The 24424-nt window shown below is 58.4% G+C and carries 23 protein-coding genes; 10 read left to right on the top strand and 13 right to left on the bottom strand.

The features are described from left to right. Nucleotides 1-10 precede the first annotated feature (10 nt). The 4 genes from sucC to AC1Q5O_RS12945 all read right to left on the bottom strand — a co-directional run bounded on the left by sucC (nucleotide 11) and on the right by AC1Q5O_RS12945 (nucleotide 4321). Nucleotides 11-1204, bottom strand: a complete 1194-nt coding sequence (gene sucC, locus AC1Q5O_RS12960) for an ADP-forming succinate--CoA ligase subunit beta (protein ID WP_223613895.1) — start codon at nucleotides 1202-1204, stop codon at nucleotides 11-13. A gap of 65 nt (nucleotides 1205-1269) precedes the next feature. Continuing rightward, the gene (gene mdh, locus AC1Q5O_RS12955) at nucleotides 1270-2232 is read right to left on the bottom strand and encodes a malate dehydrogenase (protein ID WP_130271272.1); all 963 of its coding nucleotides are present in this window, start codon (nucleotides 2230-2232) and stop codon (nucleotides 1270-1272) included. Nucleotides 2233-2524: 292 nt separating this feature from the next. After that, nucleotides 2525-3706, bottom strand: a complete 1182-nt coding sequence (gene zapE, locus AC1Q5O_RS12950; RefSeq protein WP_492563480.1) for a cell division protein ZapE — start codon at nucleotides 3704-3706, stop codon at nucleotides 2525-2527. A 63-nt stretch (nucleotides 3707-3769) separates the two neighbouring features. After that, nucleotides 3770-4321 (bottom strand): protease inhibitor Inh/omp19 family protein, encoded by a 552-nt coding sequence (locus AC1Q5O_RS12945; RefSeq protein ID WP_464663138.1) that lies wholly within the window; start codon nucleotides 4319-4321, stop codon nucleotides 3770-3772. A gap of 336 nt (nucleotides 4322-4657) precedes the next feature. On the opposite strand from AC1Q5O_RS12945, the gene AC1Q5O_RS12940 reads away from it, so the two are divergent. The 6 genes from AC1Q5O_RS12940 (at nucleotide 4658) to AC1Q5O_RS12915 (ending at nucleotide 10993) form a co-directional block, all read left to right on the top strand. Next, the gene (locus tag AC1Q5O_RS12940; protein ID WP_492563479.1) at nucleotides 4658-5464 is read left to right on the top strand and encodes a siderophore-interacting protein; all 807 of its coding nucleotides are present in this window, start codon (nucleotides 4658-4660) and stop codon (nucleotides 5462-5464) included. 70 nt (nucleotides 5465-5534) lie between these two features. Continuing rightward, entirely contained in the window at nucleotides 5535-6551 is a 1017-nt protein-coding gene (gene curA / locus AC1Q5O_RS12935; RefSeq protein ID WP_492563478.1) for an NADPH-dependent curcumin/dihydrocurcumin reductase, read from the top strand. Between the two features lie 122 nt (nucleotides 6552-6673). Next, nucleotides 6674-7567: a diaminopimelate epimerase gene (gene dapF / locus AC1Q5O_RS12930; protein ID WP_492563943.1), complete on the top strand. Its 894-nt coding sequence runs from the start codon at nucleotides 6674-6676 to the stop codon at nucleotides 7565-7567. Continuing rightward, the gene (gene mtaB / locus AC1Q5O_RS12925) at nucleotides 7567-8850 is read left to right on the top strand and encodes a tRNA (N(6)-L-threonylcarbamoyladenosine(37)-C(2))-methylthiotransferase MtaB (RefSeq protein WP_492563477.1); all 1284 of its coding nucleotides are present in this window, start codon (nucleotides 7567-7569) and stop codon (nucleotides 8848-8850) included. The genes dapF and mtaB overlap by 1 nt, the downstream gene beginning before the upstream one ends. 23 nt (nucleotides 8851-8873) lie before the next feature. Beyond that, on the top strand, nucleotides 8874-10325 hold the full coding sequence (gene ftsY / locus AC1Q5O_RS12920; protein ID WP_492563475.1) for a signal recognition particle-docking protein FtsY: 1452 nt from the start codon (nucleotides 8874-8876) through the stop codon (nucleotides 10323-10325). Further along, nucleotides 10325-10993, top strand: a complete 669-nt coding sequence (locus AC1Q5O_RS12915) for a septation protein A (RefSeq protein ID WP_472462197.1) — start codon at nucleotides 10325-10327, stop codon at nucleotides 10991-10993. Before ftsY ends, AC1Q5O_RS12915 begins: the two co-directional genes overlap by 1 nt. A 5-nt stretch (nucleotides 10994-10998) precedes the next feature. Here AC1Q5O_RS12915 and AC1Q5O_RS12910 read toward each other — a convergent pair whose 3' ends face one another. From AC1Q5O_RS12910 to ccmA, 5 genes are all read right to left on the bottom strand, one after another. Beyond that, the gene (locus tag AC1Q5O_RS12910; RefSeq protein WP_492563473.1) at nucleotides 10999-11595 is read right to left on the bottom strand and encodes a DsbE family thiol:disulfide interchange protein; all 597 of its coding nucleotides are present in this window, start codon (nucleotides 11593-11595) and stop codon (nucleotides 10999-11001) included. Then, nucleotides 11592-11762: a heme exporter protein CcmD gene (gene ccmD, locus AC1Q5O_RS12905; RefSeq protein WP_464661882.1), complete on the bottom strand. Its 171-nt coding sequence runs from the start codon at nucleotides 11760-11762 to the stop codon at nucleotides 11592-11594. Before ccmD ends, AC1Q5O_RS12910 begins: the two co-directional genes overlap by 4 nt. Before the next feature lie 2 nt (nucleotides 11763-11764). Further along, on the bottom strand, nucleotides 11765-12529 hold the full coding sequence (locus AC1Q5O_RS12900) for a heme ABC transporter permease (protein ID WP_464661883.1): 765 nt from the start codon (nucleotides 12527-12529) through the stop codon (nucleotides 11765-11767). A gap of 91 nt (nucleotides 12530-12620) precedes the next feature. Then, complete coding sequence (ccmB, locus tag AC1Q5O_RS12895; RefSeq protein WP_346307066.1) at nucleotides 12621-13286, bottom strand: heme exporter protein CcmB; 666 nt, start codon at nucleotides 13284-13286, stop codon at nucleotides 12621-12623. Beyond that, nucleotides 13286-13897 (bottom strand): heme ABC exporter ATP-binding protein CcmA, encoded by a 612-nt coding sequence (ccmA, locus tag AC1Q5O_RS12890; RefSeq protein WP_492563470.1) that lies wholly within the window; start codon nucleotides 13895-13897, stop codon nucleotides 13286-13288. The genes ccmB and ccmA overlap by 1 nt, the downstream gene beginning before the upstream one ends. A gap of 300 nt (nucleotides 13898-14197) precedes the next feature. Here ccmA and acnA point away from each other — a divergent pair, with 300 nt between their 5' ends. From acnA to AC1Q5O_RS12875, 3 genes are all read left to right on the top strand, one after another. Continuing rightward, nucleotides 14198-16885 (top strand): aconitate hydratase AcnA, encoded by a 2688-nt coding sequence (gene acnA / locus AC1Q5O_RS12885; protein WP_403179963.1) that lies wholly within the window; start codon nucleotides 14198-14200, stop codon nucleotides 16883-16885. A gap of 207 nt (nucleotides 16886-17092) precedes the next feature. Beyond that, the gene (locus tag AC1Q5O_RS12880; protein ID WP_492563469.1) at nucleotides 17093-17863 is read left to right on the top strand and encodes a DUF1223 domain-containing protein; all 771 of its coding nucleotides are present in this window, start codon (nucleotides 17093-17095) and stop codon (nucleotides 17861-17863) included. Between the two features lie 395 nt (nucleotides 17864-18258). Beyond that, a complete protein-coding gene (locus AC1Q5O_RS12875) occupies nucleotides 18259-18630 on the top strand; it encodes a DUF2794 domain-containing protein (RefSeq protein ID WP_346307062.1) in 372 nt (123 codons plus the stop codon). Nucleotides 18631-18636: 6 nt separating this feature from the next. Here the strand turns inward: AC1Q5O_RS12875 and AC1Q5O_RS12870 are convergent, their stop codons facing one another. From AC1Q5O_RS12870 to AC1Q5O_RS12855, 4 genes are all read right to left on the bottom strand, one after another. Next, the gene (locus tag AC1Q5O_RS12870; protein ID WP_492563467.1) at nucleotides 18637-19185 is read right to left on the bottom strand and encodes a GNAT family N-acetyltransferase; all 549 of its coding nucleotides are present in this window, start codon (nucleotides 19183-19185) and stop codon (nucleotides 18637-18639) included. Nucleotides 19186-19284: 99 nt separating this feature from the next. Continuing rightward, the gene (locus tag AC1Q5O_RS12865) at nucleotides 19285-20061 is read right to left on the bottom strand and encodes a Bax inhibitor-1/YccA family protein (RefSeq protein ID WP_492563466.1); all 777 of its coding nucleotides are present in this window, start codon (nucleotides 20059-20061) and stop codon (nucleotides 19285-19287) included. Nucleotides 20062-20252: 191 nt separating this feature from the next. Further along, complete coding sequence (locus tag AC1Q5O_RS12860; RefSeq protein ID WP_492563464.1) at nucleotides 20253-22817, bottom strand: ABC transporter permease; 2565 nt, start codon at nucleotides 22815-22817, stop codon at nucleotides 20253-20255. Further along, nucleotides 22814-23518: an ABC transporter ATP-binding protein gene (locus AC1Q5O_RS12855; RefSeq protein ID WP_223613912.1), complete on the bottom strand. Its 705-nt coding sequence runs from the start codon at nucleotides 23516-23518 to the stop codon at nucleotides 22814-22816. The genes AC1Q5O_RS12860 and AC1Q5O_RS12855 overlap by 4 nt, the downstream gene beginning before the upstream one ends. Nucleotides 23519-23588: 70 nt before the next feature. Between AC1Q5O_RS12855 and AC1Q5O_RS12850 the strand changes: the two genes are divergently transcribed. After that, nucleotides 23589-24269: an arylesterase gene (locus AC1Q5O_RS12850; RefSeq protein ID WP_464661896.1), complete on the top strand. Its 681-nt coding sequence runs from the start codon at nucleotides 23589-23591 to the stop codon at nucleotides 24267-24269. Nucleotides 24270-24424: the final 155 nt, after the last annotated feature.

Raw genomic sequence — 24424 nt, 5'->3', positions numbered from 1 at the left:
GGCGTGCTCTTTAGCCCTTGACTGCCTTGACGATCTTCTGAGCGGCGTCATCGAGATCATCGGCGGAAACGACATTGAGGCCGCTTTCATTGATGATCTTCTTGCCGAGCTCGGCATTGGTGCCTTCAAGACGGACAACCAGCGGAACCTTCAAGCCCACTTCCTTGACCGCAGCGATCACACCTTCGGCGATCACATCGCATTTCATGATGCCGCCGAAAATGTTGATCAGGATGCCTTCAACCGCCGGATCGGCCGTGATGATCTTGAATGCGGCCGTCACCTTCTCCTTGCTGGCGCCGCCGCCAACGTCGAGGAAGTTCGCAGGCTCAGCACCATACAGCTTGATGATGTCCATCGTTGCCATGGCAAGACCTGCACCATTGACCATGCAGCCGATGTTGCCGTCGAGAGCAACATAGGCAAGGTCATACTTGGAAGCTTCGATTTCCTTGGCATCTTCTTCCGTGGTGTCACGCAGCTCGACCACATCAGGATGACGGAACAGCGCATTGCCATCGAAGGAAACCTTGGCGTCGAGAACGCGCAGGCGGCCATTGGTCATGACGATCAGCGGGTTGACCTCGAGCAGGCTCATGTCCTTCTCGGTGAAAGCCTTGTACAGGATCGGGAACAGCGATTCACCGTCGGTCCGGGCTTCGCCGGTCAGACCGTAAGCGTCATTGATCTTCTTTACATCATCTGCGGTCACGCCCTTTTCGGGATCGATCGCCACGGTGATGATCTTTTCCGGTGTGTCGTGCGCGACAGCTTCGATGTCCATGCCGCCTTCTGTGGATACCACGAAAGCCGGACGGCCAACCGTGCGGTCGACGAGGATCGACAGATAGAGCTCGCGATCAATGTCCGCACCGTCTTCGATGTAGAGACGGTTGACCTGCTTGCCGGCCGGGCCGGTCTGCTTGGTCACGAGCGTGTTGCCGAGCATTTCCTTGGCATTGGCAACAACTTCTTCGACCGACCTGGAAAGGCGGACGCCGCCCTTCGCATCGGGGCCGAGTTCCTTGAACTTGCCCTTGCCGCGGCCGCCCGCATGAATCTGGCTTTTCACCACATAAAGCGGACCGGGCAGCGTCTTCGCCCACTCTTCCGCCTGCTCGACGGAATAGACGGCAACGCCATTGGCAATGGGCGCACCGAAGGAGTGGAGCAGGCGCTTGGCCTGATATTCGTGAATATTCATCAGTTAACTTCCTCTACGAAAAATCCGGTGCGTGCACGGGATCGTTTCAGAACGTTCAGGCCGAATTACTTGAGATTCGGCGCGATGGCGATGCAGGCTTCGCAAAGACCGGCGACAGAGGCCACCGAGTTTTCGAACGCCTTTTCTTCGGTCTTGTTGAGATCGATTTCGATGATGCGCTCGACGCCGCCGGCACCGATGATGACAGGCACGCCGACATACATGTCCTTGACGCCGTACTGGCCGGAGAGGTGCGCTGCGACAGGCAGGACGCGCTTCTTGTCCTTGAGGAAGGCTTCAGCCATCTGGATGGCGGAAGATGCCGGGGCATAGAAGGCCGAACCGGTCTTCAGCAGGCCAACGATCTCCGCGCCGCCGTCACGGGTGCGCTGAATGATCTGGTCGAGCTTTTCCTGGCTGGTCCAGCCCATCTTGACGAGGTCCGGCAGCGGAATGCCGGCAACGGTCGAATAACGGGCAAGCGGCACCATCGAATCGCCATGGCCGCCGAGAACGAAGGCGGTAACATCTTCCACCGAAACCTTGAACTCGTCAGCAAGGAAGTAGCGGAAGCGGGCGCTGTCGAGAACGCCGGCCATGCCGACGACCATGTTCTTCGGCAGGCCGGAGAATTTCTGCAATGCCCAGACCATCGCGTCGAGCGGGTTGGTGATGCAGATGACGAAGGCGTTGGGTGCATACTTCTTGATGCCCGCGCCAACCTGTTCCATGACCTTGAGGTTGATGCCGAGCAGATCGTCACGGCTCATGCCGGGCTTGCGCGGTACGCCGGCGGTCACGATGACCACATCCGACCCCTCGATCGCCGAATAATCATTGGCGCCGACGAGCTTGGCGTCAAAATCGTCAACCGGTGACGACTGGGCAATATCGAGCCCTTTGCCCTGAGGAATGCCTTCTGCGATGTCGAAGAGCACGATGTCACCGAGCTCCTTGAGCCCGATCAAATGTGCCAATGTGCCACCGATCATGCCTGAACCGATGAGGGCGATTTTGTTACGTGCCATGCTGGTTACTTCCCTGATCTGAAGTCTGGACGGACGCCAAAGGACATCGACGACGTCGGGCAGAGCCCGCGATCATGCGCCTTTGCGTTGGGACGTTCGAATATTCCTCTTTCAAAAATAACTCAACCAAAAATTTTCCCCTCAATAAATTCAATCGTTTAGATTTGATGGGATTTACGTAAACGTCAATTGAATTTAGCTTGGGGAAGGTTTTTCTGGCATTATCTAACATAGGCAACATATCAAAATGATGAAATAAGGGCGACCCGTATCACAGTCATTTGATAGCCATTCAGGCTTCCGAGGATATCGGCATTTCCTGCGCCTGCGCTGCCTCAGCCAGGTACTCCTCGCTCTGCATTTCAAAAAGCCGGGATGCGGTGCGGTCAAATTCGAAAGCTTCGGTACCCCGCTTGGCTTCATAAAGCTTGTCCGGTGATGCTGCCGCGGAAATCACCACATGCACATGATGATCGTACAAAATATCGATCAGGATAATGAAACGCTTGGCCTCGTTGCGTCTGGCATAATCGAGAATCGGCACATCATCGATAAAGATGGTCTGGTAGCGCGAAATGATGGCCGCATAGTCCAGCGCACCCAAAGGCTTTGAGCAGAGATCGGCAAAACCGAAACGCGCGACATGCCGTGCTGCCCGCGGCACCACCACATTGTGGCCTTTGACTTTGAAATGCTCCTCTGAAACGGCGGCACCTTCGGTTGCCGTATGCCATGCTTCATCCATTTTCTGCTTTGTATCGTCGGACAAAGGCGAGAGGTAAACCGGCATGCGGTTGAGCTTCTCCAGCCGGTAATCCGTGCGGGCATCTAGATTGACCACATCGACATGGGTCTTGAGCAGGTCGATGAACGGCAGGAACAGCTGGCGGTTGAGACCATCGCGATAAAGATCGTCCGGTTCCACGTTGGATGTGGCAATGAGCACGACACCACGCTCGAACAGCGCCCTGAACAAGCGCGACAGGATCATCGCATCGGCGATATCTGTGACAGTGAACTCATCGAAACACAAAACCCAAGCCTGCTCCGCCAGAGCATCGGCAACGGGCGGGATCGGATCGTCCTGCTTCGTCTCACCGTTCTTGTGCGCTTTGCGATGCGCATTGATGCGCTCGTGCACATCAGCCATGAAATCGAGAAAATGTGCCCGGCGCTTGCGCTTGGCCGGGACAAGCTGGTGAAACATGTCCATCAGCATGGTCTTGCCGCGCCCGACCTCGCCAAAGATATAGAGACCTTTGATCACTTCATGCCGCGGCGAGCGGCGGCTGAACAGCCAGCCCAGCGCACTCGACTTGGTGGCAAGCCGCTTTGTCGCAAGCTCGCGTATCAGCCGGTCGAAACGATCCGCCAGCTGCTCCTGTGCCGGATCGACAGCAATATCCCCCGCCTGCACCAGCGAATCGTAGCGCTCGCGCACGGAGGGAAACACTTTCAGATTATCGTGCGACATGCGGATTGCAGTCTCCGGATGTGTGCAGCAGCTGGATTCGCGCTGCACACTCCCCTTTCAGGCTTAACGTGACAGGCTCAGATTCTGCCCGCCGGAGGTCTGGCCATCAAAGCGCGAAGACCCTGAGGAGTAAAGCCGGGCAACCGTGCCGCCTGCTGCATCGTACAGGGTGAGCTGCTTGCCGCTCACGGCCCAGGACGAAAGATTTGCCAGTTCACCCGGGCAACGCAATGGACCGGCGCGATAACCCTGACCGAACTTGGTCTGCGGCGTAGCGATCTTGCAGGACTGACCGGCCAGTGAGGCGTTCCAGACACCGGCAACACTGCCGGCGGTGACGTCAGGAGCGTTTGCCGGCGGAAGCGACGCGACCTGCGTGCCTTGGCCAGTAGGCGCAGCACCGCTACCGGTGGTTGGTGCGGTCGGAAACTGATTGGCTCCGCCGGGTGGCGGCAATTGGCTCTGGGTCACGGATCCGGACGGCGCAGACTGCAAGGGCGCAGGCCGGGGCGTAACGCGGTCCATACCGTCATTGTCAAAGCGCGTACTCTGGCAGCCTGCCAGAACCATGCCGACAGCGGCAACGGCCAGCAAATTGACGTTCAAAGTCCCCATAGTCTTACTCTCCATCTACGCATCCAACAGAAAAAATGCGATTCGACTTGGCATTGTTACCCACGATACAAAGGATATCGCGGCGAAATTTCAACCCGCCAGGCGGCAAAACAAGCCTGTTTCCGGCCTGCCGCCGCGGCAGAAGCATCGAAAACTCCCTGAACTGGCAATATCGCCACACTATCCAGAGCCGTTCCCGTTTGGCTGGAAGCCATAACCTTGCGCAAGTCAACCATTTTAAGGTGAATAAAGTCTTATGATGGCGATACGCGGTAATGACGGAAATGTGTGAGGCGCCCCATTGAAGTCCGTCAACGGCAAGGATATTTCTTGAGCATGACACTCATAAATAAAACACCTCAACGAATTCGCCACGAAACCCGCCTGCGCCTCCTCGATGTGCAGGACGTCAAACATCTGACACCGCGCATGGTGCGCGTCACCCTTGCCGGCGACCAGCTGGAAGGTTTTGTCAGCGCCGGTTATGGCGATCACATCAAGATTTTCTTTCCGCCTGCCGGAAGCGGGCCGATTGTTCCCGTTCTCGGCCCCGATGGGATCAGTTTTCCGGAAGACACGCCGCGTCCGGAAATGCGGGACTACACACCGCGCAACTATCATGCAGCATCCAAAACCCTCGATGTCGATTTCGTGCTGCATGGCGATGGCCCCGCATCCACATGGGCAGCACAGGCTAAGCCCGGTCAGCAGATTGTCATTGGCGGACCACGCGGCTCGATGATCATTCCCGATGCCTATGACTGGTATTTTCTGGCAGGCGATGAAACGGCCCTCCCCGCTATCGGGCGCCGCCTCGAAGAACTGCCGGCCACGGCCCGCGTCGTCGCGGTGATCGAGGTTGAGGACAAAGCCGAAGAACAGGAAATCAAGACCAGCGCCAACGCCGGAATTGTCTGGGTTCACCGCAATGGTGCGGAAGCCGGCAACAATGACCTGTTGCTGCGAACGATTGAAAGCCTGACCTTGCCCGAGGGTGATTGCTACGCTTTCATCGCCTGCGAAAGCAGCATATCCAAATCCATCCGAACCCATCTGGTCGAGCAGCGCGGCTTCAACGGCGAATGGGTGAAAGCGGCCGGTTACTGGTTGCGCGGCGTGGCGGACGCGCACGAACCCCACTGACATCATCTTTGCGTTGCCGGTCTGACGGCGCTGGGGTAGGGTTTATGCCCTCCCCATAAGGATCAACAACATGTCTCAGCCGCAAAACACGCGCATCGTCCTCGCATCCAGGCCGCAAGGACCGGTAAAACCGGGCAATTTCCGCATCGAAGCCGTACCGGTTCCCGCGCCTGGCGACGGCGAGATCCTGCTCAAGATTCTGTTCCTGTCTCTCGATCCCTATATGCGCGGCCGTATGGACGACGCTGTGTCCTATGCGACCCCGGTTGCCGTTGACGGGGTCATGGAAGGCGGAACCGTTGCGGAGGTAATCGAGAGCAAACATCCCGGCTACCAGCCCGGCGATATCGTTCTTTCCCATTCCGGCTGGCAGAGCTATGCCCTCTCCGATGGTGCCGGTCTGCGCAAGCTCGATCCGGATGCCGCGCCGCTGTCAACGGCTGTCGGCATTCTCGGCATGCCGGGTTTTACCGCCTATGCGGGACTCCTGACCATCGGCCAGCCCAAGCCAGGGGAAACCGTCGTCGTCGCCGCGGCCAGCGGACCGGTGGGATCGACGGTCGGCCAAATCGCCCGAATCGAGGGCGCACGGGCGGTCGGTATTGCCGGTGGCGCAGACAAATGTGCATTCGTCCGCGACGAACTGGGGTTCGATGTCGCGATTGACCACCGCGCACCCGATTTTGCCGAACAGCTGCAACAGGCCTGCCCGTCTGGTATCGACGTTTATTTTGAAAATGTCGGCGGTGCGGTCTGGGACGCGGTTTTCCCGCTGCTCAACACCTTCGCGCGCGTGCCGGTCTGCGGCCTGATCGCGCAATATGACGGTCTCGATCTTTCCGGCAAGGATCGCCTGCCGGCGCTCATGCGCGACATCCTGAAGAAGAGCCTGACCGTGCGCGGCTTCATCCAGCGTGAATTCATCGATCAGCGTCCGGTCTTCCTTGAAACCATGAGCGGCTGGTTGCGCAGCGGCGAAATCAAATACCGCGAGGACATTGTCGATGGGCTCGCCAATGCCCCTGAAGCTTTCATGGGGCTGTTGAAAGGGCATAATTTCGGCAAGCTGGTGATCCGGGTCGCCTGACGCCGGACAGGATTGAATGCCGGTGACACAGCTTTGATACGGCTGGCACTGGCAATTCTTCACCTTTTCCGCCATATAAGCCCTCTATCGACATCGGAATGGCTATACAGGCTGACAGAAGCATGGCAGTGCGCGCGCAATTTGCAAAGATGAACGGGCTTGGCAACGAGATAATCGTTGCCGACATGCGTGGCCGTGCGGATCATGTTGCCCCGGGGGCGGCCATTGCGCTCAATGGCGATCCAGCCACCAAGTTCGATCAGATCATGGCAATCCATGCGCCGCGCACCCAGGGTACGGAAGCCTATATCGAGATCATCAATTCCGACGGCACTCAGGCACAGGCCTGCGGCAACGGCATGCGCTGTGTCGTGCAGGCTCTTGCCGCCGAAACCGGCAAACGGGAATTCACCTTCGAAACCATTGCCGGAATTCTGACGGCTCATGAACATGCTGACGGCATGATTTCCGTCGATATGGGCAAGCCGCGTTTCGGCTGGCAGGAAATCCCGCTGGCTGAAGCCTTCCACGACACACGCCAGATCGAGTTGCAGATCGGACCGATTGATGCGCCTGTCCTGCACTCCCCCTCCGTCGCGAGCATGGGCAACCCACACGCGATCTTCTGGGTCGAGCAGGATGTCTGGACCTACGATCTTGAGCGCTTTGGCCCGCTGCTCGAAAATCACCCGATTTTCCCCGAACGCGCCAACATCTCGATTGCCCACGTGACCAGCCGCAATGCCATGACCCTGCGCACCTGGGAGCGCGGCGCCGGGCTGACCCGGGCCTGCGGTTCGGCCGCCTGTGCAGCTGCCGTGTCCGGTGCCCGCACGGGCCGCACCGAACGAACAGTGACGGTGACCGTTCCCGGTGGTCCGCTGGTGATTGAATGGCTGGACAATGATCATGTCATGATGACCGGACCCGCCGAATGGGAATTTTCCGGCTCGTTTGATCCGCAGAGTGGTCAATGGCAGCGGGACGAGACAACGCCATCGCAGGGAGCCGCCTGATGGCTGTGGATGTCGTCACGTTTGGCTGCCGCCTCAACACCTACGAATCCGAGGTGATGAGGCGCGAGGCCGACGCTGCCGGGCTTGGTGCGCTGGAAAATGGTGCGATCATCTTCAACACCTGCGCCGTAACCAGCGAAGCCGTACGGCAAGCACGGCAGGCAATCCGCAAGGCACGGCGAGACAATCCGCAGGCCCGCATCATTGTCACCGGCTGCGCCGCCCAGACCGGGGCTGACGAATTTGCCGCCATGGATGAGGTCGATCTCGTTCTCGGCAACGAGGAAAAGCTGAAATCCAATTCGTACCGCATGCTGCCCGATTTCGGTGTCAACCAGTTCGAGAAGGTGCGCGTCAACGACATCATGGAGGTGCGTGAAACCGCATCCCACATGGTCGATGCCATCGAGGGCCGGGCACGGGCCTTTGTACAGGTGCAGAACGGCTGCGATCATCGCTGCACGTTCTGCATCATCCCCTATGGCCGCGGCAATTCCCGCTCCGTACCGATGGGCGGCGTGATCGAACAGGTCAAACGGCTCGTTGGCAACGGCTATAACGAAGTGGTCCTCACCGGCGTCGACATGACCAGCTATGGACCCGATCTGCCGGGCTCCTTGCGCCTCGGCAAGCTCGTCAAGACCGTTCTCGGCCAAGTGCCTGATCTGAAACGTCTGCGCCTCTCCTCTATTGATTCCATCGAAGCGGATGATGATCTGATGGAGGCACTGGCGACGGAAAGCCGGCTGATGCCGCACTTGCATCTGTCGCTGCAGTCGGGCGACAACATGATCCTGAAGCGGATGAAACGCCGCCATCTGCGCGAGAACTCCATCGAGTTCTGTGAAAACGTCCGCAAGATCCGCCCCGATATTGTGTTCGGTGCCGATATCATTGCCGGTTTCCCCACCGAGACCGATGAGATGTTTGAAAACTCCATCGGGATTGTCGAGGAATGCGGACTCACCCATCTGCATGTCTTCCCGTTCAGCCCGCGCGAAGGCACGCCGGCAGCGCGCATGCCGCAGGTGAACCGGCAGATCGTCAAAACCCGCGCTGCCCGGCTGCGGGCGGCGGGCAACGCGGCTTACCGCTCCCATCTCGACCGTCTTGTCGGCACGAACCAGCGCATACTCGTCGAACGCGAGGGGCTTGGCCGAACCGAAGGGTTTACCCTCGTCGGCCTGAACGGCGGGGCGCCCGGCGAAATCATTGAACGGCCGATCAGCGGGCATGACGGCGACAGGCTGCTGGCCGCAGACAGCGACCGGCACGCAGCGTAATCACAACGAGCAAAGCAGCATTCATGGCTCTGGGTTTTATCAAAAAGATATTTTCATTCGGCAAGAAGGAAGTCGACGAGGTTCCGGCCGAAATACCTGTCCCCGCGCTCGAGGCGCCCGTTCAACCGACCACCGAACAGGTTTATGAGGACACAACGGCACAGGAAGCCTTAGCCCTTCCAGCCGAGGCGGAACCTGTCGAGACCGAGCTGGTTGAGCCGGTGCCCGTTGAAGAACCAGCGCCGGTTGCAATCGAGCCCGAACCCGAACCGGTCATAACCCCAGTTATCCCGGAAACGGCATTGGCCGAGCCCGAGCCAGTTATCTTACCGGTCGAGGAAGAGCTGCCCATTCCGTTCAACGCAGCGGAAGAGCCGTTTGAACAGACGCTGGCAGAAGCGCTGACCCCGCCCGTGCATGTGCCGGAACCCATTGTCGACATGCCTGCACCGGTGGAGCCGGTTGCGGCGCCCAAGCCGGCCTCGTCAAAGGTAACAGTCACCAGGACCGTCGAAGAAAAGAAGGCCGAAGAGCAGGTTGCCGCCGAGCCGGAGAAACGCCTTACCTGGTTCGAGCGGCTGCGCAAGGGCCTGGCCCGCTCATCCCAGCAGCTGGGCGATTCCATCGGCGGAATCTTCACCCGTCGCAAGCTCGACGAAGACACGCTGCAGGATCTCGAAGATGTGCTGATTCAGGCCGATCTCGGCATGGAAACCGCCATCCGCATTACCGGTTCCCTGAATGCCACGCGTTACGGCAAGGATATCAGTTCGGAAGAAGTCCGCACCATCATGGCGACTGAGATCGAAAAGGTGCTCGGGCCGGTTGCCAAGCCGCTGGAACTTGACCTTTCGCACAAGCCGCATGTCATTCTGGTTGTCGGCGTCAACGGCACCGGCAAGACCACGACCATCGGCAAGCTCGCGGCCAAACTCACAGCGGGTGGTCTCAGCGTCATGCTGGCGGCCGGCGATACATTCCGCGCTGCGGCGATCGAGCAATTGCATATCTGGGGGAAGCGCACCGGCGCACCGGTGGTTTCGTCGAAGCTCGGTGCCGATGCGGCCGGGCTTGCCTATGATGCGTGGAAACAGGCAAAGGAGGCCGGAAGCGACGTCCTGATCATCGATACGGCCGGACGCCTGCAGAACCGGACCGAGCTGATGGACGAGCTTGCCAAGATTGTCCGCGTCCTCGGCAAGAACGATCCCGATGCACCGCATACCGTGCTGCAGACACTGGATGCCACCACCGGCCAGAATGCCCTCAATCAGGTCGAGATTTTCAAGAATGTCGCCGGCGTCAACGGTCTGGTCATGACCAAGCTCGACGGCACGGCACGCGGCGGCATCCTCGTTGCCATTTCAGCCAGGCACAAATTGCCGGTTTATTTCATCGGCGTGGGCGAACAGGTCGATGACCTCGAGCCCTTTGCCGCCAAAGATTTTGCCAAAGCCATCGCGGGAGTTGCATGATGGACCAATCCGTATTTGAACGGGATCCATCCGATCCCAAGCGCAAGGAAGTTACACCCCTTCTGAAGCTGGTGCTGGAACTTGGACCGTTGATGGTCTTCTTCTTCGCCAATTCCCGCGGCGAATGGCTGATCGAGCGCTTTCCCGCGCTGGCGAACATCGGCGGGCCGATTTTCATCGCCACCGCGCTGTTCATGGTCGCAACCGTACTGGCGCTGGCCGTGTCGTGGATATTGATCCGCAGCCTGCCGATCATGCCGCTGGTTTCAGGCATCGTGGTTCTGGTGTTTGGTTCGCTGACACTTTGGCTGCACGACGAAAATTTCATCAAGATAAAGCCGACCATCATCAATGCCCTGTTCGGGGTGATCCTGCTGGGCGGCCTCTACTTCGGCAAATCGCTTCTCGGCTATGTTTTCGACAGCGCCTTCAAGCTCAATGCCGAGGGCTGGCGCAAACTCACCCTGCGCTGGGGCATATTCTTCCTGTTCCTGGCCGTGTTGAACGAGGTGGTCTGGCGCAGCTTCTCGACGGATTTCTGGGTTGCTTTCAAGGTCTGGGGTACCATGCCCATAACCTTGCTTTTCACCTTCGCGCAAATGCCTCTGGTGATGAAACACTCGCTTGAACCCTTGGCCGGCAAAGGTACGCAAGGCAAGGAAAAATAGCCGCTCTAAGGCTTCAGCGCCTTTTCGACAGCAGGCATCAGATCATCGCGGATCGATGCCTCGCTGAAAGGCCCGACGTGCTTGTAGAGAATGGTGCCGTCGCGACCGACAAGGAAAGTTTCCGGCACGCCGTAGACGCCCCATTCGATCCCGGCCCGGCCGCTCGCATCAACACCGATCATGTCGAACGGATTGCCAAGTTCACCCAGGAATTTCAGCGCATTTTCGTCCTTGTCCTTGTAGTTGAGACCGGCGATGCGAAACCGCTTGTCCTTGGCGAGCTGCATCAGCAGCGGATGTTCCGCACGGCACGGCACACACCACGAGCCGAAGACATTGACCAGTGTCAGCTGACCCTTGAAGGCGGACGGTTCCATACCCGGAACCGGTTGCCCGCCCTTGGTCAATCCTGCCAGAGGCGGAAGGGTCAGGTACGGGGCCGGCTTACCGATCAATGCAGAGGGGATGACACTTTCGTCCCGCCCGAGCGCGAGCTGGAAGGCAAAAATACCGGCCAGAACCACAAAGAGCAGCAGGGGCAGGAAGGCGAACAGCGAGAAGCGTCGGTGTGGAGCCTGTCCTTTGATATCCGGTCCGCTCACGATGCGTTATCCGTTCGCGCCTCGGAGCGGCGGCGTACGCCGCGGGTTTCCAGCTCCTGCAGCGCGAGACGCTGCGTGCGCTGATCGATCAGTATCCAGCCGACGAGCGCCGCGAGGACCGCTATGGACACGCCGTAGGACGCGAGGACAAAAGCCGTATGGGTCATGATTACACCCCCCTCCGTTCCGCACTGCGTGCCGCGATACGGCGCATGGCGACAACCCGCCGGCGCCAGATCTCATTGCGCATGGCCATGATGTGCAGGGTGAAGAACAGCAGCGTGAAGCCGACGGCCATCACCAGAAGCGGCCAGAGCAATGAAGGATGAATGGTTGGTCCTCCCATGCGGATAACCGATGCGGGCTGATGCAATGTGTTCCACCAGTCGACGGAGAACTTGATGATCGGAATGTTGATAAAGCCGACCAGCGTCAGGATAGCCGTCGCCTTGGAGGATTTTGCCGGATCGTCCATCGCCCGGGTCAACGCAATGATACCGAGATACATCAGGAACAGCACGAAAACCGAAGTCAGCCGTGCGTCCCACACCCACCAGGTGCCCCACATGGGTTTGCCCCATAAAGAGCCGGTAATGAGCGCGAGAGCAGTGAAAGCAGCGCCAATGGGTGCTGCTGCCTTGGCGGAGACATCCGCCAATGGATGGCGCCAGACCAACGTTCCGATGGCTGAAATGCTCATGACCGTGTAGCACATCATCGACAGCCATGCGAAAGGCACATGGATGAACATGATCTTGACGGTCGAACCCTGCTGATAATCGTCAGGCGCTTGAAATGACATCCACAATCCGGCAGCCAGAACCAGCAATGTGATCCCGACAAGCCATGGCAGCACGATCCCGGCAAAGTTGATGAACCGGGTTGGGTTGGCCAGATCGATCCAGCGTCCGGCTTTTGAAACAGCTTCAGTCATGGCGATTTCTTAGCTTCCCGGGCTCTGTTTCGCAATTCACCATCACATGATCCTCCCAAGCCCGAAAGGATCGTGCGTCGCGCGGCGCATGTCAATCAGCCGACGATTTCAACGCTGCGGCGGCTGCCAGCGGTCCAATGACCGCAAAGAACAGTGTAATTGCAACGAGAATAAGAAAGGGCGCGACAAAAGGCGCGGGGTCTTGCACTGCCCCGTAGGCTGCAGACACGCCGAAGATCAGCACGGGAATGGTCAAAGGCAGGATGATCACCGACACGAGCAGGCCGCCGCGCGGCAGTGCGACGGCAACCGCGGCGCCGACGGCGCCGATCAGCGTTATGGCCGGTGTGCCGACGAGCAGGGTCAGGGTTGTCGCGCCGATGGCTGCGGGCTCCATGTTCATGAACAGGCCGAGCAAAGGGGAAGCTATGACCAGCGGCAGCACACACGTGCTCCAATGTGCCAGACATTTCACCAGTACGGTCAACGCCAATATGTGTCGGTCCGAAGCCATGATCAGCAGATCAAGAGATCCGTCATCGCGGTCGGCTTGAAACAGCCGGTCGAGACCGAGCAGCGTCGCCAGAAGGGCGCCGATCCACAGCATCGCGGGTCCGATTCGTGCAAGGAGCTTCAAATCCGGCCCGACGCCGAACGGCACGACGGCGATAACGGCGAGAAAGAACAATATCCCGATCAGCACGCCTCCACCGGCACGCAGACCCAAGCGGGTGTCGCGGAGAAACAGCGAAAGCATCAGAAGCCGCCCCTTCCCATCACGAGTTCCTGAGCCCCGTCCAATCCCAGCGGCAGATGGGTTGCGGCGACGACGATACCGCCGCCGGAAAGATGCGCACGCATGACGCCGGCGAACTGATCCTCCGATCCTTTGTCGAGGCCCGCTGTCGGTTCATCCAGAAGCCAGACCGGGCGATGGCTGATCAGGAGCCGCGCGATACTGGCACGCCGTTTTTGCCCAGTGGAGAGATAGCCGAACGGCAGATGGCCGATATCACCGAGCTGCACGCGGTCCAGCGCTTCATCAATCGTATGGTTCCCGATGCCGCTGAACGACTGCCAGAAGCGCAGATTCTCTTCGACGCTCAGGACGGGTTTCATGGCATTGAGGTGACCGAGATAATGACAGGCCGAAACAAGCCCGTCGAAACCCGCTGGCGCAGCATCAAGCCGGATACGGCCTTCGGCTTTGTCCAGAAGTCCGGCGATGATTCGCAGGAGCGTTGATTTCCCGGCCCCGTTCGGCCCCGTAATCATCAGCGCCTCTCCACCCGCGACGGCAAAGTTCAGCCCGGAAAACAAAATCTCCCCGCCCCGCTCCCCTGCCAGATTTTCGGCGACTAGCCGCATGAAGTTCCCGCTCTTGTTAACCCCGACGTGCCGCCCGGAATGACCCATGTGCATTTCGACGCAGTCTCAAATTTTGACGAATGTCGGTCTGGCACAGATCGATGAAAATCTCTATATAGCAGTCAACCATGCCAGCGGTCGGCATGGAAACCATTTTTGGCCGATCTTCAATACGGGCGCCTTTTCGGACCTGTAGCGGGACGGACAGCGGAAATGACTGCACCCGCACCTTAGCGCGTCCTTGAAACGCGGCAAAGGCGTTCGTCCCGGGTGAGGCCAGTAGCATAAGGACGACGCAACATGTCTCAAATCGACAGTTTCAAATGCCGTAAAACCCTATCCGTAGGGGATAAGGAATATGTCTATTACAGCTTGACCGAAGCTGAGAAAAACGGCCTGGAAGGCATTTCCAAGCTTCCCTTCTCCATGAAAGTCCTCCTCGAAAACCTGCTTCGCTTTGAAGACAATCGCTCGGTTTTCAAGAAGGACATCGAAAACGTCGCCAAATGGCTTGTCGATCGCGGCAGTGCCGGCGCTGAAATCGCCTATCGCCCGGCCCGTGTCCTCATGCAGGACTTTACTGGCGTTCCTGCGGTCGTGGACCTTGCAGCAATGCGCGATGCCATGGTCAACCTTGGCGGCGACCCGGAAAAGATCAATCCGCTCGTCCCGGTTGATCTGGTTATCGATCACTCGGTGATCGTTGACGAGTTCGGCAATCCGCAGGCTTTCAAGCGCAATGTCGATCTCGAATATGAGCGCAACGGCGAACGTTACCGCTTCCTGAAGTGGGGCCAGCAGGCATTCAAGAATTTCCGCGTCGTTCCTCCGGGTACGGGCATCTGCCATCAGGTCAACCTTGAATATCTGGCCCAGGCAGTCTGGACCAAGGAAGAAGACGGTGTCACCGTCGCCTATCCCGATACCTGCGTTGGCACTGATTCGCACACGACCATGGTCAACGGCCTTGGCGTTTTGGGCTGGGGCGTTGGTGGCATCGAAGCGGAAGCGTCCATGCTGGGTCAGCCGGTTTCCATGCTCTTGCCTGAAGTCATCGGCTTCCGCCTGACCGGCAAGGTCAAGGAAGGCGTCACGGCAACCGATCTCGTGCTCACCGTGGTTCAGATGCTGCGTAAGAAGGGCGTCGTCGGCAAGTTCGTCGAGTTCTTCGGCCCCGGCCTCGAGAGCATGACGCTGGCTGATCGTGCCACCATCGGCAATATGGGTCCGGAATACGGCGCCACCTGCGGCTTCTTCCCGATCGACCGCGAAACCATCAACTACATGCATATGTCCGGCCGCGACGAAGAGCGTCTGGCACTGGTCGAAGCCTATTCGAAGGCGCAGGGCATGTGGCGCGAACCCGGCTCGGCCGATCCTGTTTTCACCGACACGCTGGAACTCGATCTCGGCACCGTGGTGCCGTCCATGGCGGGCCCGAAGCGTCCGGAAGGCCGTATTGCCCTCGAGGGCATTGCCTCCGGTTTCCACGAATCGCTGCAGAAGGAATACAAGAAGACCACGCAGCTTGATGCCCGTTATCCGGTTGAAGGCGAAGACTATGATCTCGGCCATGGCGATGTTGCCATTGCCGCGATCACCTCCTGCACCAACACCTCGAACCCGAGCGTGCTGATTGCCGCCGGCCTTCTCGCCCGCAACGCCGCTGCCAAGGGTTTGAAGTCCAAGCCCTGGGTGAAGACGTCGCTGGCGCCCGGCTCGCAGGTTGTTGCCGCCTATCTTGAAAATGCCGGCCTGCAGGTTGAACTCGACAAGCTCGGCTTCAATCTCGTTGGTTTCGGCTGCACCACCTGCATCGGCAATTCCGGCCCGCTGCCTGCACCGATCTCCAAGACCATCAATGACAAGGGTCTGATCGCTGCAGCCGTGCTTTCCGGCAACCGCAACTTCGAAGGCCGCGTTTCGCCGGACGTCCAGGCGAACTACCTGGCTTCTCCGCCGCTGGTTGTTGCCTATGCCCTGGCCGGTTCGGTCACCAAGGACCTGACAACCGAGCCGCTTGGCGAAGATCAGGACGGCAACCCGGTGTTCCTCAAGGATATTTGGCCGTCTTCGCACGAGATCCAGGAGTTCATCACCAAGAACGTCACCCGCAAGCTGTTCGCATCAAAATACGCGGATGTGTTCAAGGGCGACCAGAACTGGCAGGACGTCAAGGTGCCGGCTGGCCAGACCTACGCATGGGATGACAACTCGACCTATGTGCAGAACCCGCCCTACTTTGTCGGCATGGGCAAGACACCGGGCATCGTCAACGATATCAAGGGTGCGCGTATCCTTGGTCTCTTCGGCGACAAGATCACCACCGACCACATCTCTCCGGCCGGTTCGATCAAGGCGGCCTCGCCTGCCGGCAAGTACCTAACTGATCACGGTGTGGCACCCCTGGACTTCAACCAGTACGGTACGCGTCGCGGCAACCATGAAGTGATGATGCGCGGCACGTTCGCCAACATCCGCATCCGCAATCACATGCTTGGTGAAAATGGCCGCGAAGGCGGGTACACGATCCATTACCCCTCGAAAGAGGAAATGCCGATCTATGATGCCGCCATGCAGTACCGCAGCGAGAATGTCCCGCTCGTCATCTTTGCCGGTATCGAATACGGCAATGGTTCATCGCGTGACTGGGCGGCCAAGGGCACGAACCTTCTCGGCGTTCGCGCTGTGATTTCCCAGTCCTTCGAACGCATCCATCGTTCGAATCTCGTGGGAATGGGCATCGTCCCCTTCGTGCTGGAAGAGGGCACGAGCTGGCAGTCGCTTGGCCTGAAGGGCGATGAGACCGTTTCCATCGAAGGTCTTGCCACGATCCAGCCGCGCCAGAAGACCCATGCCACTGTGACGTTCGCCGATGGTACGGTCAAGCAGGTACCGCTGATCTGCCGTATCGATACAATCGATGAGCTGGAATACCTCAAGAACGGCGGCATCCTGCAGTACGTGCTGCGCGATCTCGCCGCTTAAAGCAGCGAAAAGCTCTGAAATCGGAGACCGCCGGGCAACCGGCGGTCTTTTTTTCGCGATTTCGCCAATAATTATATGGTTTTGCCTGTAAACGTGATCGAATTCACCTCAAAGTGACTTCCTCTTGATAAAACGCATCCTTATCAATTGTCTGGCAATCACTCTCATACAAGATCAAAGAAAAATTCGGGAAGAAAGCTCGTACCCTTGACCCTGCGCACCCTGCTCAAAGCCATTCTGATCGTCTGCCCGCTCCTTGTAGCGGCGGGGTTCACGTGGCCGGTTTATGCCGGGAGCATCGGCACGAAACCGGATGGCGTGGTTGAGCTTTATACCTCGCAGGGCTGCGGCTCGTGCCCACCTGCCGATGCCGTCCTCAAGCAGTTGGTCGCCGAAGGGAAAGTCGTCGCACTGGCCTTCCATGTTGACTATTGGGATTATCGCGGGTGGGTGGACAATCTTGCGCTGCCCGAAAACACCGCGCGGCAGAATGCCTATCGCAAGGCACTTGGACTGACAGGTGTTTACACACCGCAGGCAATCCTCAATGGCCGCGAGCATGTAAACGGTCAGGACGGCGCTAAAATCCGTCGCCGAATCGATGAGATGCGCAATGGTGATTCTGGACTGACAATTCCCGTATCGATCGAAAAAACCTCTCCGGATCGCCTGGTCATCAATATTGGTGAGGGGGCTGCCGCAAAAAATCCTGTGCGTGTTCTTCTCGCCTATTTCAACAAGGAAACCATTGTTTCCATACCCGATGGCGAGAATGGCGGGCGCAATGTCAGCTACGCCAACAGCGTCCGCGCGATGGAAACCGTTGGCATGTGGGATGGCAAATCGCAGAAGATCGAAATCCCGCTGACCGAAATCGCCAGCAAGAAGGCTTCCGGCTGCGCTGTCCTGTTGCAGGAAATGCTTGGTGAAGGCAAACCGGGGCCTATCATTGGCGCCTCGATCATGACAAAGCCCTGATTTTAAAGAGCATTTCTGCAGACAAGAAAAAAGGCTGGTAAAACCAGCCTGAAGTCTTGGGGCTTGTTGCCATTGAGAGACTGAATGGTTCGGCCAGAACAGCCCGTTTGGGCGGGGGGCTTGGGGTATCGGACCGCTCAAGACCGAACCGTCTCAGACAACGGGCTGAAGGTGGGTCTGAAATCCGGCGGCAATGCGAGTGCAACATGGCGAAACTGTGGCCAGACATCACCAATGGAAACAGGGCGTATTCCTTTGTGAAAGGCACAATGACAACGACATTTTTGCGTTCAATTGCGCGCGCCCGGACACTTACAGGCTTGTAAATGCGGGCGGAACAGGTCACCCTTCTGTCATCCAGTTGTCATACGGCAAATCTAAGGGCGGATTGATTGATGGACAGCAATGCAGGTGGCGACGAATCGCAACAGCAGGCGAAACTCATTTCACTCTCCGGCGCACGTGATCTCCCCGTTACATTCAATCGGCGGGAACTTGATCAAATCCTCAGAATATACGGCTTCATGGTTTCAGCAGGCGAATGGCGCGATTATGCCATTGACCATCTGAATGACCGGGCTGTGTTTTCTGTATTTCGCCGAACCAGTGAAGTGCCGATGTTCCGGATTGAGAAAAATCCGCGGCTGGCCCGCAAGCAAGGCGCCTATAGCGTGATTGCCGCGAGCGGTCTTATTCTCAAGCGCGGCACGGAACTCGACAGGGTACTCAGGATATTCGACAAATCGCTGCAGGTCGTGCGGAGCTAAAGCTGCTCAACCTCTCAAAGGTGCCGGCCCCGGAAGGGTCGTGGTCCCGCCATTCATATCAAGCTGCATGAGAACCGTATCCAGCCAGCGGCCATGCTTGAAACCCGATCCTTCAATGATGCCGCAATGCCTGAAACCGCAACTGGTATGCAGGCGCACCGACGCTGACGCAGCGTGACCATCGCCGATAACAGCGATGAACTGGCGAAATCCAAGCGCTGTGCAATCGATGATCAAGCGTTGAAGCAGGGCTTTGCCCATGCCTTTACCCTTGGCCTGCGGCGCAATGTAGATCGAATCCTCGACACTCCACCAATAGGCCGGGCGGGTACGGAAATAACTGGCATAGGCGTAGCCGCTCACGACGCCGTCCATCTCTGCCACGCTGTAGGGGAAACCATCACTGGTGATCGTATGGAACCGCTTGGTCATCTCCGCCAGCGCGGGCGGCTCGATCTCGTAGGTGGCCGTACCATGCAGAACTGCATCGCGATAGATTGCGGTGATAGCGGGCAGGTCAGTGGGCTGTGCCGGGCGGATATGAATGCTGGTCATGACCGCAATCGATCGCAAAAATACCGGATGAATGCAATGCCGCCAAGAAAAAGGGCAGCGTTTCCGCCGCCCTTTTTCACTCGTTCATAACGTCCAGGATCAGTTGCGGTTGCCGAGGAACTGCAACAGGAACATGAACATGTTGATGAAGTCGAGATAGAGGCGCAGCGCACCCATGATCGCCTTGCGGCCATAGGTGTCCGAGCTGTCGCCTTCATAGTACATTTCCTTGATGCTCTGGGTGTCATAGGCCGTCAGACCCGCAAAGACCAGAACGCCGATCGCAGAGATTGCAAACTGCAAAGCACTGGACTGCAGGAAGATGTTGACCACACCGGCAAGGAGAATGCCGATCAGACCCATGAACAGGAACGAACCCATTCCGGATAGATCGCGCTTCGTCGTGTAGCCGTAGAGCGACAGCGCACCAAAGGATGCAGCGGTGATGAAGAATGTCTGCACGATGCTTCCCGACGTATAGACAAGGAAGATCGACGACAGAGAAACACCGACGAGCGCTGCATAAACCCAGAAGGTTGTCTGGGCCGCCGAAACACTCATTTTCTCAATGCGGAAGCTCAAGAAGAACACCGCTGCGAGCGGTGCGAGCATAACAACCCAACGCAGGGGCGAGCCGTAAAGCGCCACGCCAAGGCTGGTCAGCATCTTGCCATTCGGCAATTGATGCGCGGCAAGTGATGCGTCATTGGTGGTTGCGAGATAAACAATTGCAAGCGCGGCAAGACCGGTCACTGCGAGACCGATCCCCATCAGATTGTAGACCTTCAGCATGTAGCTGCGTAGACCTTGATCGATCCCCGCGTCCACACGCATTCCGGCCGATGTACGGGCCTGGATGTTGCGATAGTCAGCCATGGTTTTCCTCATTGCTTCGTCCCGTCGGGTGTCGGGGGTTATTCCCAGGCGCCGCTGGCGGGACCCCAGCATGCCATGCGGTGAATTATGGGGATTCAGCAGGGCGATAACAAGACCTGTTTTACTCAAGATCGCGTGTTTGGCGGGCAAATGCGGGCAAAGCGCTCGCATATTACGCTTTTTTAACGATTTCAGAGGTTTCGCAGGATCGGAGCCGCCTTTTGACCAAGGATTCTCCAGGTTCCCGCAAGGCCAAATCCGACGGTCAGAACCAGCGCCAAGACCAGCGTGGAAACCGCCACTTCCGGCTGGAATGATGCAGGCAGCTTCATCACCCGCACAACCACATACCAGGCCGCCAATCCGCCAGCCAGGAGCGCGAAAGTTGCTGTCGCCAGCCCCAGAATGACATATTCGTAACTGAACGCCTTGATCAGGGTGCGCCGCGTGGCGCCAAGAGTTTTCAGGACCACCGCGTCATGCACGCGGGCGCGGTTGCCGGCCGCAAGCGCGCCGCCGAGCACAAGGATGGAGGCGATCAGAGCTACCGACGCCGCAGCGCGGATTGCAACCGCCAGCTGTCCGACCAGCTCGTTGGCAATGCTAATGGCATCCTTCACCCGCACGGACGTGACGGCAGGAAAAGCCCGGGTCACATCACGCATGACCGTGGCCTCTTCCTGTGTTGTCGCAGAGGGATCGGTGAGCGTGGCAAGCCAGGCATGCGGGGCGCCGGCAAAAGCATTGGGCGAGAACACCATGACGAAATTGATCGCAAGCGATTCCCACTCCACTTGCCGGAAGTTGGCAATGCGCGCCGTGATGTTGCGGCCGAGCGCATTGACGGTGACCGTATCGCCAAGCTTGAGGCCAAGGTTACGCGCTTCCTCGGCCGAGAAGGATACCAGCGGCTCGCCGGTGTAACCTTCGGGCCACCAGGTACCCGCTGTCAGCACCGAGTTTTCCGGTATCTTCTTGGCGTAGGTGATGCCGCGATCCCCACGCAACACCCATGCCCCCTCCGGCGGTATGGTCAGCTTGCCGACATCCGTGCCGTTGAACGCAACGATGCGGCCGCGCAGCATTGGCGCGCTGACAATCTTGCCCTGTGGTGCGGCTTTCTGCAAAAGGCTGGTGAACTGGTCGACCTGCGTGCTCTGGATATCGACAAAGAAAAAGTTCGGTGCCCGTTCCGGCAAGTTGCCGGCGAGCTGCTGGCGCAAGCTGCCATCGATCAGCGCCAGCGTCACCAGCAGTGTCAGCCCCAATCCGAGCGACAGGACGACCGACGGCGTCAACGCGCCGGGCCGGTGAATATTGCCGATGGCAAGGCGAAGCGCCGTGGAGCGAACCCGCGGCGCACGGCGCGCCAGCCACTGCACAAGGCTGGAGACAGCGCGTAGCACAAGGAACGAAAAAGCGACCGCACCGATGAACGTAATGGCGATACGCCGGTCATAGGCGAACATCACCGCCAGGACGCAAAGCGTGGCGACAAGAACAGCCGCCACCGCGATATAGACAGGTTTTGGCCAGCCGCGCTGATCGAAACCCTGTTCGCGGAACAAGGCCGTCGCCGGAATATCGCGTGCCCGGCCCAGGGGCAGGATGGCAAACGCCAACGTGGTCAACAGGCCGAACAGTGCGGCCCACGCCAGCGCGCCCGGATAAAAGCCGCCCTTGGCCGCAATGGGCAGCACGCTCTGCAGGGCGTAGCCTGCGACATAGGGAATGATTGCAGCCAGGATCAAGCCAGCGGCGATACCGAGCAGGGCAATCAGCACGATCTGAATGAGATAGACGGCGATAACAAACCAGCCCGGCGCACCCAGCGACTTGAACGTGGCAATGACCCCGCGTTTTGCGTCGAGATAAGCCCGGACCGCATTGGCCACGCCGACACCGCCGACGATCAGTGCCGTCAACCCGACCAATGTCAGAAACTGCGAGAACCGCTCGACATTGGCACTCAGTGACGGAGCGGCATTGGAGCGGCTGCGGATGGTCCAGCCGGCCTGCGGGAATTTTTCCTGCGCTTCATTGCGAATGCGTGCAATATCTGCCTCGCTGGCACCCGCTGGCAGGGCAATCTTGTAGCTGTGTTCGACCAGACTGCCCGGTTGAACCAGACCGGCCGCGCGCAATCCCTCAAGCGAGACAAGAAAACGCGGCGCAAACCCAAAACCGTCCGACAATACATCCGGCTCGTTGTCGATCACCGCCCGCAATTCAAATGTGGCTGAGCCAAGCAAGACCCGGTCGCCGAGTTTCAGATTGAGCCGGTCGAGAAAAATCTGGGCAACGGCAGCACCGAATGCACCCTCTCTTTCGGCAAAGAGAGCGCCCTTGTCCAGCTTCGGCGCGGTATCCAGCGATCCGTAAAGCGGATAGGCATTGTCGACGGCTTTCACCTCCACCAGAGACTGATCGGAACCATCGGCCAGCCGGGCCATGGAACGCATGTTGGCGGCGACCGCGACACGGCCCTTGCTTTCAACAAAGGCACGTTCTTCCGCATTGACTTCACGCTGATTGAGCTGAAAGCGGATATCTCCGCCAAGTATGCCCTGCCCTTGCGTGGAAATGCCCGATGTGACCGAATTGGCTACCGAATTGACGCCACCAATCGCGGCTACACCCAGGGCAATACAGGCAAGGAAAATATAGAATCCCGACAGGCCATTGCGCATTTCGCGCAATGCGAAACGCAGGGCCAGCTTGAGCGACGGCGAAGCAGCAGAACCGTTGACACTCATGCGGTTTTCTTCAGTTGCGGGGCGTCTTCATCCGCCTCGATCAGTCCCGAACGGACTTTGATCTCGCGATCGCAGCGGGCCGAAAGCGCCGGATCATGGGTGACCAGCACCAGGGTGAGACCGAGATCCTTCTGTTTCTGGAAGAGCAGATCGGCGATCTGCCGGCCGGTCGTCGTATCAAGATTGCCGGTTGGCTCATCGGCGATAAGGATTTTCGGTGAAGGCGCAAGGGCACGGGCGATTGCCACCCGCTGCTGTTCACCGCCGGACAGCTCGCCGGGATAGTGGGTGACCCGGTCTGCCAGGCCGACTGCGGCCAGCTCACGCCGAGCGATCTCAAAGGCGTCCGGATGCCCCGCCAACTCCAGCGGAACAGCGACATTTTCCAGCGCAGTCATGTTGGGAATGAGGTGGAAGGACTGAAAAACGATCCCGATGTTCTTGCCGCGAAAGGCTGCCGTTGCATCCTCGCTCATCGTTTCCAGTTTTTGCCCGGCAATCTCGACTGAGCCGGAATCGATCCGCTCAAGTCCGGCCAGCACCATCAGCAAGGTCGACTTTCCCGAGCCCGAAGGCCCGACGATGCCCACCGATTGCCCGCCGACGATGGCAAGGGATATGCCCTTGAGTACATGCACCGAGGAAGCACCCGTCCCAAGAGTCAACTCAATGTGATCGAGTGTGATGACAGATTTAGTCACGAATGCAGATCCTTTACGCTATGGTCGACACTGACTTAAGTCGCATCCGGTCAGATATGGGTACCCGAACATGATATTCAAACCATTGATAAAGATCGTTGTGTCGCTCGGCCTTGTTGCCCTGCCCTCTCTGACCTTGGCTAATCAAAATCCTGTGTCCGGCCACGCTCTCTCCGTTGTCGGGTTCGGCGACAGCTTGATGTCCGGTTTCGAGCTTCCCGTGCAGGATTCCTTCACCGCACAGCTGGAAAAATCCTTGAAAGACAAGGGCGTCGAAATTTCGATCGCCAATGCCGGTGTCGCCGGAGATACCACGACCGGGGGCCTTGCACGCCTTGATTGGTCCGTCCCGGATGGCACCGATCTCGTCATCCTCGAGCTGGGTGCCAATGACGCATTGCGCGGCATCTCGCCGGAGATCAGCGAAAAGAACCTGGCTGAAATGATCGAGAAGCTGCAGAAGCGCAAAATTCAGATCATTCTCGCCGGAATGCTCGCCCCACCGAACATGGGCGGCGACTACGAAGAGAAATTCAACGCAATCTTCCCTGATCTCGCCAAGAAATACGATGTTCCGCTTTATCCGTTCTTCATGGAGGGTATTGCGACACAGGCCTCGTTGCTGCAGGCGGATGGAATGCACCCGACCACCCAAGGCGTTGCGGTCATGGTGAAGGGGTTCCTTCCCATCATGCAGAAGACCATCAAGCAACCAACGGTTACCTCGGACACATCCGACACCGAGCAATGAGGCTTTCTCTGTAGAGCCGTTGGGCAAGACAGGCCCAGGGCCTATTTGATCATCCCGATGCCCTTAACCTCAAGGGCAACCCATCCACATTGTTGTCATCTTCACACCACATCTTGCGTGTCTTATTTGTCGCGGCGCAAAAGAATGTGAAATTG

Source organism: Phyllobacterium sp. MT110 (assembly GCF_058792715.1).
The sequence above is the reverse complement of the archived record's forward strand: the minus strand, read 5'-3'. Positions and strand labels throughout refer to the sequence as shown.